Source organism: Nioella sediminis (genome assembly GCF_001879695.1).
GTDB classification, from domain to species: Bacteria; Pseudomonadota; Alphaproteobacteria; order Rhodobacterales; family Rhodobacteraceae; genus Nioella; species Nioella sediminis.
The window spans coordinates 1-12,424 of record NZ_MNBL01000098.1 but is presented as its reverse complement, the minus strand read 5'-3'; the positions used below and the strand labels follow the sequence as shown (position 1 = coordinate 12,424).

Genomic DNA, 12,424 nt, shown 5'->3' with positions numbered 1-12,424 from the left:
GCGCCACGGCTTCGGCGCTCAGAATGTAGTCGCAGACATCCGCATCGGTCTCCAGAACCTCACCCGTGGGTCGGCGCTTGCCGATCAGCCCCGCGCAGGAGGGGAAGACGTAGAAGGCGCCGCCGGGTTCCGGGCAATCGATGCCGGGGATCGCGTTCAGCGCCGATACCACCATGTCCCGCCGCGCGCGGAAAGCATCGCAGCGCTCTGCCAGCAGGTTCTGCGGGCCGGTCAATGCGGCCAGCGCGGCGGCCTGCGAAATCGAGGACGCGCCCGAGGTCGAGGTGCCCTGCACCGCCACCATCGCCTTGATCAGCGGCACCGGGCCGATACCCCAGCCCAAGCGCCAGCCGGTCATCGCGTAGGCCTTGGACGCGCCGTTCACGACCAGCGTGCGATCCGCCAGATCGGGCGCGGCATTGCGGAACGAGGTAAAGGGTTCAAACGCGATATGTTCATAGATCTCGTCGGCCATCACCCAGACATGCGGGTTCACGCGCAGCACCCCGGCCAGCGCTTCCAGGTCGGCTTTGGAATAGAGCGCCCCGGACGGGTTGCCGGGATTGTTCAGCAGAAGCCACCGAGTCTTGGGCGTGATCGCGGCAGCCAAAGCGTCCGCCGTCAGTTTGAAACCCGTTTCCGCCCCGCATGGCGGCGCGACCAGTTCCGCCTCGCAGATCGTCAGGATATCGGCGTAGCTCGTCCAGTAGGGCGCGGGCAGGATCACCTCCTCGCCCGGATCAAGCGTGGCAAGGAACGCGTTTGCGATCACCTGCTTTGCCCCCGTGGAGACGATCACCTGCCCCGGATCGGCGGCGAACCCGGCGCTGTCCGCAATCGCCTTGCGCAGCGCGGGCGTGCCCTGCGTCGGCGGATAGGTCGTTTCGCCTTGCAGCGCGGCCTCATGCGCGGCCTCGATCACAGGCCCCGGCGTCGGGAAATCCGGCTCCCCGGTACCAAAGGTCAGCACATCGCGCCCCTCGGAGCGCAATGCACGGGCGGCCTCGGAAATGCGCACGATCTCGGACAGGGCGAGATTGCTGGCGCGGCGGGAACGGCGGAAATCAGTCATCACAGGGAACCTTTTTGACGATTGCGCATGGGATAGCGCAGGCAGATTACACATTCCATCGACAATCCGGCAGATACTCATTACAAAACGGAATGACTTACCCGCGCCGCTTCCTGCCCCCGCTACCCTGGCTTTCAGCCTTTGAGGCCGTGGCCCGGCTTGGATCCGTCACCGAAGCGGCGGCCGAGCTTGACCTGACCCAAGGGGCCGTCAGCCGACAGGTGCAAAAGCTGGAAGAGCGACTCGGGCAACGCCTCTTCACCCGCGACCGCCAGCGCCTGATCCTGACCCCGGCAGGTGCGGCCTATGCCAAGGAACTGCGCGGGGCGCTCGCCACCATCGCCAGCGCGACCCTCTCGCTCAGCTCGAATCCGCATGGCGGTTTGCTCAACCTCGCGATCCTGCCCGCCTTCGGCACCTATTGGCTCGCCCCCCGCCTGCCGGGTTTCATGGCCGCCCATCCCGGCGTGACGGTGAACCTCGCCACCCGCACCCACCCGTTCGACTTCGCGCGAGAGGACTTCCACGCCGCGATTCATTTCGGCCAGCGAGACTGGCCCGGCGCGGGTTTTCTCAAGCTGATGGAGGAGGAGAATGTCGCGGTGGCCTCTCCCTCGCTGCTCGCGACCCGCAGGGTCGCCCTGCCCGCCGATGTCGCCGACCTGCCCCGTCTTCAGATCGAAAGCCGCAAGGGCGCATGGCGGCGCTGGTTCATGGCGCACGGGCTGGGGGCAGAAGACAGGGTCGCGGTGCAGTTCGACCAGTTCGCAACGATGATCGAGGCCGCCAAACAGGGATTGGGCGCGGCGCTTGTGCCCCGCTTTCTGGTCGAGGCGGACCTGGCCAGCGGTGTCCTTCGGGCGCTGCCCCAGTCCGAAGCCGGTCGATTTGGCGCCTACTACCTGACCTGGCCCGAGGCCGGCTCGGACTACCCGCCACTCGTTGCGCTGCGCAACTGGCTGGCCGAGGAGATCGCAACCCGTTGAACAGGGCGCGGGGAAGATCCTTCGAAGGATCTTTTACGGCTGTTCGAACAGCCGTCCCCCGCCCGGAACCCGCGTTTGGTCTGTACGGGGGGTGTACAGGGGGTGCACGCCCGGTGCACGGGGGGCAGCCCCCTGTTTTCAGCCCATGTTCCGCGCCGTCAGAACATAGCAGAGCGGTAGTTGCGCGGGGCGGTTTTCATACTGCTCATAAGCCAACTCCCGGTTGCAATGGGGGTGCTCCTCCAGCCGTTCGATCCTCAGCCCGGCCCCGGCAATGGCGCTGATGACCTCGCCCAACCGATGCGCGAACCAGTAGCTGACGGGCGCCTCTCCCGCAGGCGTGCTGCCGTCATAGGTGATGCTTTCCGCCGCCACATCGGGGCCGTCCGGGAAATAACTGATCGCGGGCGTGAACGGGTCCGGCGCATCGGGGTCGAACATCTCCAGAAACGGGTGGGTCTCGTAGATCATCAGCGCCCCACCCGGTGCGATCAGCCCCGCCACCGCCTTGAAAAACCGTGACAAATCCGGCATCCAGTTGAGAACGCCAATGGTGATGAGCGCGCGGTCAAACTGCCCTACCCCATCGGGCAGATCATGGATATCCGCGCAGAGGAAAGCCACCTCACGCCCCGAGATCGCCGCCAGATCCCACGCCTGATCGAGAAAGGCCGCCGACTGGTCGATCCCCAGCACCCGGCCCGCGCCGAGCGCCTTCAGAGACAGGCATTCCCGGCCATTGTTGCAGCCGATCTGAACGCAGGATTTCCCTTCCACACCAACGGCTTGCAGGGCCTCCGTCACGGTCGCGTCAAAGCAGGAAAAGCCGGGATCGGCAAAGCCCGCCACCAGCCGCTGCCATTCCGCATTGCCCCGGTGATGCTGCGCCGAGTGATCCCAGGCCGCGCGGTTCGCGGCAATGGCCTCCGCGTCGCTCACTCCTGCACCGGCAGCAGATGCTCGCGCACGATCCGCGCCAGGTCGGATCGCGTCACGTCCTTGCCCATGCTGCCCTGTGCAACATCCACCTCCTCGGGTTTGAGCACCGTGCCACGGCGACTTTCCAGCAGCGCCTGCGTATAGGGTTTGCCGAATTCCGGATGGCCCTGAACGGTCAGCGCGAAACCGGGATACCACAGCGCAGCGTGTTCGCAGAAATCACTGCTGGCAATCGTTTCGGCCCCTTCGGGCGGGGTGAAGACCTGATCCTGATGATAGGCCTGAATCGCAATCTTTTCAGGAGCTTGGCCAAGCGCCTCGGGCCAGTCATGGGGGGTATAGTCATGTACACCCAAACCCCAACCCTTGTCGGATTTCCCCACATCCCCGCCAAGCGCCTGCGCGATCACCTGATGGCCGAAGCAGATGCCCACCATCGGCACGCCCGCATCGCGGCAGGCCCGCACAAAGCCCTCCAGCGGGGCGATCCAGGGATGCCCTTCGTAGACCCCGAAACGAGAGCCGGTGATGACCCAGAGGTCGGCCGCGCGCGGGTCATCAGGCAACTCGCCATCGAGCGCGGCAAAGCTGATGAACTCAGCCTCCGGCACATCCAGCCAATCCCGCACCATCATCGGGTAATTGCCATGCTCCGGGGCCAGCTGCTCGGGCGGACGGCCGGTTTCCAGAATGCCGATCACGGGTTGTTTGTTCATCTCTTATCCCCGGTCCTGAAGGCCGTAATACGTATAGGCGAAGGGCAGCACGGCGCGCCGCCAGCGGCCCAGTTCAAACCGTCTTGGAACGGAACGCAAGGGGGCGGGGGTGGCCGGCCCCTCGCCCATGATCTGCGCGGCCAGTAGCCGCCCAGCATAGCTGCCCATGGCGACGCCATTTCCGTGGTAGCACATGGCCGTCCAGGCGTTGTCCATGCCCTCGATTGGTCCCGCATAAGGCACCAGATCACGCGCCAGTGCCAGAAGGCCCGACCAGAAATGCGGGGTCTCCACATGCCGCCATTCGGGGAAGATCCGCTCGAAATCCGCACGCGCGATGGCGCGGGTCTGGGCATGGGCGCGGGGCGTCGTCTTCATTGCGCCACGAAGGCCAAACAGCATGCGCCTGTCCGGCATCAGTCGGAAATAATGCAGCAGGTGGCGGGTGTCATAGCACATCTGATGGCAGGTCCAGCCCTGCGTCGACAGCTCCTCATCCGTCAGCGGCCGCGTGACCAACACGTTCGACTGCACCGGCAGGTAGCGCCCGGCCAGCCAGCCGGGCAGATCGTCGGCGCTGTAGCCGTTGGTGGCAACGACGAGTCGCTTGGCGATCACGCTGCCCTTTGGCGTGGTCAGGACATGCCGCCCGTTCTCCGCCCCGATGCGCATCACAGGTGAGCCGCCGAAGATCCGCCCCCCGGCCGCAACAACCGCACGGGCCAGCCCAAGCACGTATTTCATCGGGTTGAGCGCGAAGCCGATGGGGGTGGTCAGCGCGCCGTGGAACTCGGGGCTGGACAGGCCCCGGTCGGCCAAGGCCTCTTGCGGGATCAGCTCGCAGTCCACTTGCTGGAAGCGGCGCATTTCTGCCGACAGATCGCGCAACACAGCGATGTCCTTGGGCCGGAAGGCCAGCAGGGTTTCGCCGTCGGAATGAGTGTCGGCCTCGATCCCGTACCGGTCAAGCAGCGCCGCGACATGATCCACCGCCGCCCGTTCGGCGTGGTAATAGGCCTGCGTGTCTGCCTCGCCGAACCGCTTCAGCAACTGGGTCGGCCCCGCCTTCGCCCCACCCAGACAGCAGAAGCCGCCATTGCGCCCCGAAGCGCCCCATCCCGGCTGTTCGGCCTCCAGAACCACCACGTCGCGCCCCGCCTCGGCCAGCGCCAGCGCAGCGTTGAGCCCGGTGAAGCCCGCGCCGATGATGGCAATGTCCACCTCATGCGCACCCTCAACGGGGGAATGCGCCGGCACGGCCTCGACCGTGGTGGGCCAGAAGCTGTGGGCGATTGGCTCTGGCCCGTAGGCCATCGGTTCATAGAGGCGGCGCATGGGGTCAGAGGCGGCTGAGATAGTAGCGGTATTCCACGGGCGTGATCAGGCTGGTCAGGGTCTGCACCTCGTCATTTTTCACGGCGGTGTAGATGAAGCGGTATTCCTCCCCGAAGATCTCCGCCGCGTGGTCGGACTCCGCGAACCGTTCCACCGCGTCGAACCAGTCATGGCCCAGGGGATCGGCGGGCTCTGCCCCCGGTTCATCCAGAGACGGTGGCAGTTCGGGGTCGGTGTCGATGCCGTGCAGAATGCCCCCCAGGATCGCGGTCAGCACCAGGTAGGGGTTCACATCGGCCCCGGCGATCCGATGTTCCAGCCGCGCGCCCTTGCCGCCAATCTCCGGCAGGCGCACCCCGGCGGACCTGTTGTCGAGCCCCCAATCGGGGCCGGAGGGCGCGAAGCTCATCCTCTGGAACCGGCGGTAGGAATTCATATGCGGTGCGAAGATCACCTGAAGATCGGCCATGGTGTCCAGCACGCCCGCCACCGCCTGTTTGAGAACCGGCGACGGGCCGCTCTGTCCGGGTTCGGGGGTGAAGATATTGTTGCCCTCATCATCGAGAACCGAGCAATGCACATGCATCCCGTTGCCCGGCGCATCCGCATAGGGTTTGGCCATGAAGGTGGCTTCCATCCCGTGCCGCGCCACGATCCCGCGCACCAGACGGCGAAAGAAAATCGCGGTCTCGGCGGCGCGCAGGACGTCGTCGGTATGATGGAAATTCACCTCGAACTGACCCGGCCCGTATTCGGCGATCAGCGTGTCGGTCTCCAGACCTTGCGTTTCGCAGGCATTGAGAATCTCGGTCAGGATCGCCTCTTGCCGCGAGACAACCTCCAGATCGTAGTTCTGGGCCATGGGGGTGCGCGCAGGTGGTATGGGCGCGTCGTCGCCACGTTCGCGCGGGCGCAGGATGTAGAACTCCAGCTCGGTGGCGACAACCGGATGCCAGCCGCGCTCCTTGAAGCGCGCCAGCATGTTCTTGAGCAATTCGCGCGGAGAAATCGGGCTGGCCCCGCCCTCTGGCGTCAGCATTTCCACCTGAAGCTGCGCCACATTGCCGGGCATCCACGGCACCGGGCACAATGTGCCGGGCACGGGCACCAGGACCCCGTCAGGATCACCCACAACGATGCCAAGCCCGGTTGCCTCCACCTCGTTGCCCATGATCGCGGGCGCATAGGTGGAATAGGGCAGGCGAACGGTGCCCGCCTCCAGCTTGCCGATGGCGTCGCCCGGCAGCCATTTGCCGCGCAACACCGCGTTGATATCGCACAGCATCAGCTCAATGCGCTCGGGCCGCCCGTGCGCTGCGCAATAGGCCTCGTATTCCTGGTTCATTGCTGTGCCTGTTCCGCCATCTGTTCGTCGCGTTGCTGCTGCACGATCCGGCGTTTGCTGACCAGCGAGGCAGAGATCACCCCGATGGTCACGATGAGGATTAGGATCGTCGACAGTGCGTTGATTTCCGGGCTGACGCCAAGGCGCACCGACGAGAAGATCTTGATCGGCAGCGTGGTGGCTGACGGTCCGGCGGTGAAGGACGCGATCACCAGATCGTCCAGCGACAGGGTGAAGGCCAAGAGCCAACCGGCGATGACGGCAGGGGCAATCAGCGGAAGGGTCACCGATTTGAACGCATCGAAGGGCGTGCAGCCCAGATCGAGCGCCGCTTCCTCCACCGACCGGTCAAAGCTGACCAGACGCGAGGACACCACGACCGATACGTAGCACATCGAAAAGGTCGTATGCGCGAGGATGATGGTGAAGATGCCACGATCCAGACCGATCGAGATGAACAGCAGCAGCAGCGACAGGCCGGTGATCACCTCGGGCATCACCAGAGGCGCGTAGATCATGCCCGAAAACAGCGTCCGCCCCATGAACTTGCCGCCGCGCACCAGCACATAGGCCGCCATGGTGCCCAGGATCGTGGCGATGGTCGAGGACACGAAGGCCACCCGCAGCGTCACCCAGGCCGCGTCAAGGAACGCCTGATCGCGGAACAGCTCGCCATACCAATGGGTCGAGAACCCGGCCCAGACCGTCACCAGCCTGCTTTCGTTGAAGCTGTAGATCACCAGAATGATCATCGGGATATAGAGGAAGGCGAAGCCCGCCGTCAGCGCGGTTGCGTTGAACCAGGAAAACCGTCTCATGCGTCGGCCTCCTGGTTCTTTTCCTGGTTCTTCTGGAACAGGATGATCGGGATCACGAGGATCAGCAGCAGGATGATGGCAACCGCAGAGGCCACCGGCCAGTCGCGGTTCGAGAAGAATTCCTCCCACAGCACCTTGCCGATCATCAGTGTAGACGACCCGCCCAGAAGCGAGGGGATCACGAACTCGCCCAAAGCCGGAATGAAGACAAGGAAACTGCCCGCGATGATGCCGGACCGCGACAGCGGCAAGGTGATGATCCAGAAGGCCGACAGGCGCGAACAGCCCAGATCCTCTGCCGCTTCCAGCAGGCTGTCATCCATGCGTTCCAGCGTCGCGTAGATGGGCAGGATCATGAACGGCAGGTAGGTGTAGACGATGCCGATATAGACCGCCGTGGGCGTGTTCATGATCTGAAGCGGGTCGGAAATGATGCCGGTCCACAGCAGCAGCTGGTTCAGATATCCCTCGTTCGACAGAATGCCGATCCAGGCGTAGACGCGAATGAGAAAGCTGGTCCAGAACGGCAGGATCACCAGCATCATCAGCATCGGCCGCCATTCCGGGGCGGCTTTCGCCATGCCATAGGCAATGGGGTAGCCCACCAGAAGTGTCAGGAAGGTCGAGATCACGGCGATCTTCAGCGACGACAGATAGGCCCGCCAATAGAGATCGTCTTCGGTCAGGAAGACATAGTTTTCCCAGTCCAGCGCGGCAAAAAAGCCGCGGATGCCCTGCCAGCCTTCGGACAGGTCCAGCGTCGGCGTATAGGGTGGAATCGAGACCGCATAATCCGACAGCGAGATCTTGAAGATGATCCCGAAGGGCACAAGGAACAGCAGCAGAAGCCAGAGATAGGGGATTCCGATCAGGGTGCGGCGGGCGAGGTTCATGATGCCCCCCTACCCGGCCAGCACAAGACCGGCGGTATCCGTCCAGGACAGCCAGACCTCGTCTTCCCAGGTGAAACTGCGCCGGGACAGACGGCGGTTGTTGGCCGCCTGCGCCTTCATCATTGTGCCGTCGGGCAGCGCGACATGGTAGGTGGAGATATTCCCCAGATAGGCGATGTCATGGATGCGGCCCTGCACGACATTGTTCATGCCCTCGGGACGCTCGGCGCTGATCGCCACTTTCTCGGGCCGGATCACGAAGGTGGCATTGCCCGCCGACAGCCCCTCGCCCGCCGTGCCGATAATCTCGGTCTGGCCTTCCGCCCAGGACAGGGCGGCAAGGCCCTCGTCCTTCAGCGTGGCATTGCCGGTAATCAGGTTCACATCGCCGATGAAATCGGCCACATAGACGGAATTGGGCGTCTCGTAGATGCGGGCGGGCGTGTCGACCTGGATGACCTTGCCATTGTCCATCACCGCCACGCGGCTGGCCACGGTCATCGCCTCTTCCTGATCATGGGTCACGATCACGAAGGTGGTGCCGGTCTTTTCCTGAATATCCATCAGCTCGAACTGGGTCTGCTGGCGCAGCTTCGCGTCGAGCGCGCCGAGCGGTTCATCGAGCAGCAAGAGTTTCGGGGCCTTGGCCAGCGACCGGGCCAGCGCCACGCGCTGCCTCTGACCGCCGGAAATCTGGTGCGGCTTGCGCTTGGCGAATTTCTCCAGCCGCGTCAGGCGCAGCATTTCCTTCACCCGTTCGGGGATCTCTTCCTTCGCCATCTTCGAGCGTTTCAGTCCAAAGGCGATATTGTCCCAGACCGTCAGATGCGGGAACAGCGCATAGGACTGGAACATCATGTTCACTTCGCGCCGGTTGGGCGGAATGCCCTTCATATCCTGCCCGCCGATGGTGATCGTGCCCTCTGTGGGCGTCTCGAACCCGGCCAGCATCCGCATCAGGGTGGTCTTGCCGCAGCCCGACGGCCCGAGCAGCGCATAGAATTCCTTGCGGTAGATCTTGAGGTCGATGTTGTCGATCGCGGTGAAATCGCCGAAGCGCTTGGTGACCCCGTCAAAGCGGATCAGGGGCGTTTCATTCGGGTCCAGCCACGGGGCGAACTCGGCAGGTTTGGCGGCGGGTTTCATGATGGCTCCTTGGCCCGTGCGGGGCATCGCGCCCGGTGCAGTCACCGGGCGCGACGATTGTCTGGCTCAACGCGGGTCTCAGGTGCCCGATTTGATCCGGGTCCACATGCGGGTCACCAGACGCTGCACACGCGCGTCATAGGGCCGGGTCGTATAGGTTGCGGCCATGGTCACTTCATCCGGGTACACGGCCGTATCGTCGATCACCTCGGATACCAGAAATTCCTGGCTTGCGAGGTTGCCGTTCGCGAAGAACACGTAGTTCGAGGCGGCGGCCATGTTTTCGGCATCCATGATGAAGTTGAGGAAGGCATGGGCGCCCGCCGGGTTCGGCGCGTCGACCGGGATCGCCATCATGTCGAACCACATCTGCGCACCTTCGACCGGGGCATGATATTCGATCACGACCCCATTGCCCGCCTCCTCTGCGCGCGCCCGCGCCTGCAGCACATCGCCGGACCAGCCGATCGCGACGCAGATGTCACCATTGGCCAGCGCGTTGATGTATTCGGAACTGTGGAAGTTCTGCACATAGGGGCGCACGGCGGTCAGTACCGGCTCTGCCAGCGCGATGACATCGGGGTCGTGGCTGTCGGGATCTTCTCCGATATAGGTCAGGGCAGCGGGGATCATCTCGGTCGGTGCATCAAGGAAATACACGCCGCACTCCGCCAGACGTTCCATGTTCTCGGGGTTGAAGACCAGTTCCAGAGAGTTGACCGGAGCATCTTCGCCGAGGATCTCGCGCACCCGGCCCACATTCACGCCGAGCCCGGTGGTCCCCCACATATAGTTGATCGCGTGCTCATTCCCCGGATCGTACTGCGCGGTCCGGTCCATGATCACGTCCCACATGTTGCCGGCATTGGGCAGCAGGTCGTAATCGAGCGGCTGGAACGCCCCCGCCTGGATCTGTCGCTGCAGGAACGTGCCGGTCGGCACCACAACATCATAGCCCGAGCCGCCCGCCAGCATCCGGGTTTCCAGAAGCTCGTTCGAGTCGAACACGTCATAGACGAGCTCATAGCCGGTCTCTTCCTCGAACTGCGCCAGAAGTGCCTCGTCGATATAGTCGGACCAGTTGTAGACCCGCACCTCTTCTGCCGCCGCCGAGAGCGCGATCATCGACCCCGCAGCCGCCAGCATGAGTACCCTGTTAGACATCCGAAATTCTCCCGTTGGATTGAGTGATTTCTTTTTTATTTGATCAAAAACCCGATTCGGCGCAAGAATTTTATGAGAATCACTCCCCAAACCCGCCAGATCGGGTAACCATGACCAGGATTTCATCATGAAAGGCCCGCGCCGTGACTGCAAGTGATCCGAAACTGCCTGAACATGAGGCGATCTACAAAAAGATCCGCAACATGATTCTGTTCGGCGAGGTTCTGCCGGGTCAGGGCGTCACGATTCTGGGGCTCAAGGATGCGGTCGGGGCGGGTGTCACGCCGGTGCGCGAGGCGATCCGCAGGCTCACGGCGGAGGGCGCGCTGGAGGCGCTTGGCAACCGGCGGGTCTGCGTCCCAGAGCTGTCGCCTCAGCGCATCGACGAAATCTATTACGCCCGCTTCGCGCTGGAGCCCAAGATGGCGCAACTGGCCGCCGAAAAGATCACGCAAGAGGGTATCACCCTGCTCGAAACCCTTGATGCAAAGGTGGATCAGGCCATCGAGACCGGCAATATCGAGGCTTATCTGGAAAGCAATTTTCGCTTTCACTTCGCGCTTTACGATATGGCGGGCACCCCCATCCTGCGCAAGATCGTCACCTCGCTCTGGCTGCAATTCGGCCCCTCGCTGCGCGTGGTCAGCGGCCGGTTCGGCACCTCGAACCTGCCCGACATGCATTCCGAAACCATCGAGGCCCTGCGCCGTGGCGACCCGGCCGCCGCCGCCCGCGCCATCGAGGATGACATCCAGCAGGGGCTCGACCTGATGACCCAGGCCCTGCGCGGCTGAACCCGAAATCCCCCGGCACCCCCCGTGCACCGGGCGTACACCCCCCGTACACCCCCCGTACAGACGGAAGCATCAGCTGCATCCCCAATCCTTAACGAACCCTTTTCATCTTGGCCCAAATACCTCGGGGGGTCCGGGGGGCAGCGCCCCCCGCGGGTCGTCGTGCCGCAGGCACGGCGAAACCCTCGTGACAGCCCGATTGACAGACTCAAAGATTTGATCATATTCTCTCAGCAGGCGACCGAACGGCCCCCGCGAACGCGCGGACACCCGGACGGGCCTTTACCGAACCACCACCGCGGCAGGACAACATGAGAACGCCCCGCAAAGCGAAATCCGAGGCGGATTGGCTGACCAATCTGCCCGAAGCCTTCCTCGACTACCTCGACGGGCGCCGACTGGAAGAGGTCGAATGCATCATCCCCGACCTTGCCGGCACCTCGCGGGGCAAGGCGATGCCGTCCTACAAGTTCCGCCCCGACGAGACCTTCTTCCTGCCCATCTCGCTCTTCTACCAGACCATTTCCGGCGAATATGTGGATATGGAGATCGAGAACCAGTGGCTGGAACGCGACGTGGTGCTGACGCCCGACATGTCCACCGCCACCGCCGTGCCCTGGGCCGATGACCCGACGCTTCAGATCATCTGCGATCTGGGCACCCGCGAAGGCGACCCGCTGGCCATCGCCCCGCGCAACGTGCTGCGCCGGGTTCTGGGGCTCTACAAGGCGCAGGGCTGGAAGCCCGTGGTCGCGCCAGAACTCGAATTCTACCTGACCAAGCCGAACACCGATCCGAACGAGGAAATCCAGCCGCCTCTGGGCCGCACGGGCCGCAAGGGCGCCAGCCGTCAGGTTTATTCCATGGCCGCCGTCGACGAATATGGGCCGGTCATCGACACGATCTACGACTACGCCGAGGATCAGGGGTTCCGCATCGACACGGTGATCCAGGAAGGCGGCGCCGGGCAGATCGAGATCAACCTTCTGCATGGCGATCCGCTGTGGCTGGCCGATCAGGTGTTCTATTTCAAGCGCTCGATCCGCGAGGCGGCACTGAAGAACGGCATCTTCGCCACCTTCATGGCCAAGCCGATCCGCGACGAGCCGGGCAGCGCCATGCATCTGCATCAAAGCGTGGTCGATATCAAAACCGGCAAGAACATCTTTTCGAACAAGGATGGCAGCCCGTCCGACATCTTCCGCCACTTTATCGG

Annotated in this window: 12 protein-coding genes; 3 read left to right on the top strand and 9 right to left on the bottom strand. The window is 63.7% G+C overall.

The genetic code is table 11. The features are described 5' to 3' along the window. Positions 1-1,072: pyridoxal phosphate-dependent aminotransferase (locus BKY26_RS12620; RefSeq protein ID WP_071690747.1), on the bottom strand; the 1,072-nt coding region annotated here is incomplete at its 3' end. A gap of 92 nt (positions 1,073-1,164) precedes the next feature. On the opposite strand from BKY26_RS12620, the gene BKY26_RS12615 reads away from it, so the two are divergent. Continuing rightward, a complete protein-coding gene (locus BKY26_RS12615) occupies positions 1,165-2,058 on the top strand; it encodes a LysR family transcriptional regulator (RefSeq protein ID WP_071690746.1) in 894 nt (297 codons plus the stop codon). Between the two features lie 138 nt (positions 2,059-2,196). Here the strand turns inward: BKY26_RS12615 and BKY26_RS12610 are convergent, their stop codons facing one another. From BKY26_RS12610 to BKY26_RS12575, 8 genes are all read right to left on the bottom strand, one after another. Then, entirely contained in the window at positions 2,197-2,997 is an 801-nt protein-coding gene (locus BKY26_RS12610) for a class I SAM-dependent methyltransferase (RefSeq protein ID WP_071690745.1), read from the bottom strand. Continuing rightward, on the bottom strand, positions 2,994-3,713 hold the full coding sequence (locus tag BKY26_RS12605) for a type 1 glutamine amidotransferase (protein WP_071690744.1): 720 nt from the start codon (positions 3,711-3,713) through the stop codon (positions 2,994-2,996). The genes BKY26_RS12610 and BKY26_RS12605 overlap by 4 nt, the downstream gene beginning before the upstream one ends. A 3-nt stretch (positions 3,714-3,716) precedes the next feature. Next, on the bottom strand, positions 3,717-5,048 hold the full coding sequence (locus BKY26_RS12600) for an NAD(P)/FAD-dependent oxidoreductase (protein ID WP_071690743.1): 1,332 nt from the start codon (positions 5,046-5,048) through the stop codon (positions 3,717-3,719). A 4-nt stretch (positions 5,049-5,052) separates the two neighbouring features. After that, complete coding sequence (locus tag BKY26_RS12595; RefSeq protein WP_071690742.1) at positions 5,053-6,393, bottom strand: glutamine synthetase family protein; 1,341 nt, start codon at positions 6,391-6,393, stop codon at positions 5,053-5,055. Next, positions 6,390-7,211 (bottom strand): ABC transporter permease, encoded by an 822-nt coding sequence (locus BKY26_RS12590; RefSeq protein ID WP_071690741.1) that lies wholly within the window; start codon positions 7,209-7,211, stop codon positions 6,390-6,392. Before BKY26_RS12590 ends, BKY26_RS12595 begins: the two co-directional genes overlap by 4 nt. After that, the gene (locus BKY26_RS12585) at positions 7,208-8,104 is read right to left on the bottom strand and encodes an ABC transporter permease subunit (protein WP_071690740.1); all 897 of its coding nucleotides are present in this window, start codon (positions 8,102-8,104) and stop codon (positions 7,208-7,210) included. Before BKY26_RS12585 ends, BKY26_RS12590 begins: the two co-directional genes overlap by 4 nt. A gap of 9 nt (positions 8,105-8,113) precedes the next feature. Then, a complete protein-coding gene (locus BKY26_RS12580; protein ID WP_083431439.1) occupies positions 8,114-9,250 on the bottom strand; it encodes an ABC transporter ATP-binding protein in 1,137 nt (378 codons plus the stop codon). A 78-nt stretch (positions 9,251-9,328) separates the two neighbouring features. Then, entirely contained in the window at positions 9,329-10,414 is a 1,086-nt protein-coding gene (locus tag BKY26_RS12575) for a polyamine ABC transporter substrate-binding protein (protein WP_071690738.1), read from the bottom strand. A gap of 143 nt (positions 10,415-10,557) precedes the next feature. Between BKY26_RS12575 and BKY26_RS12570 the strand changes: the two genes are divergently transcribed. Then, positions 10,558-11,208, top strand: a complete 651-nt coding sequence (locus tag BKY26_RS12570; protein WP_071690737.1) for a GntR family transcriptional regulator — start codon at positions 10,558-10,560, stop codon at positions 11,206-11,208. A 311-nt stretch (positions 11,209-11,519) separates the two neighbouring features. Continuing rightward, positions 11,520-12,424, top strand: a 905-nt coding sequence (locus BKY26_RS12565) for a glutamine synthetase family protein (protein ID WP_131541856.1), incomplete at its 3' end; no start/stop codon positions are given.

Excerpts from the sequence above, each read along its gene's own strand:
- BKY26_RS12615 (WP_071690746.1), top strand. The coding sequence starts at position 1,165 with ATGACTTACCCGCGCCGCTTCCTGCCCCCGCTACCCTGGCTTTCAGCC.
- BKY26_RS12605 (WP_071690744.1), bottom strand. The coding sequence starts at position 3,713 with ATGAACAAACAACCCGTGATCGGCATTCTGGAAACCGGCCGTCCGCCC.
- BKY26_RS12600 (WP_071690743.1), bottom strand. The coding sequence starts at position 5,048 with ATGCGCCGCCTCTATGAACCGATGGCCTACGGGCCAGAGCCAATCGCC.
- BKY26_RS12595 (WP_071690742.1), bottom strand. The coding sequence starts at position 6,393 with ATGAACCAGGAATACGAGGCCTATTGCGCAGCGCACGGGCGGCCCGAG.
- BKY26_RS12590 (WP_071690741.1), bottom strand. The coding sequence starts at position 7,211 with ATGAGACGGTTTTCCTGGTTCAACGCAACCGCGCTGACGGCGGGCTTC.
- BKY26_RS12585 (WP_071690740.1), bottom strand. The coding sequence starts at position 8,104 with ATGAACCTCGCCCGCCGCACCCTGATCGGAATCCCCTATCTCTGGCTT.
- BKY26_RS12580 (WP_083431439.1), bottom strand. The coding sequence starts at position 9,250 with ATGAAACCCGCCGCCAAACCTGCCGAGTTCGCCCCGTGGCTGGACCCG.
- BKY26_RS12575 (WP_071690738.1), bottom strand. The coding sequence starts at position 10,414 with ATGTCTAACAGGGTACTCATGCTGGCGGCTGCGGGGTCGATGATCGCG.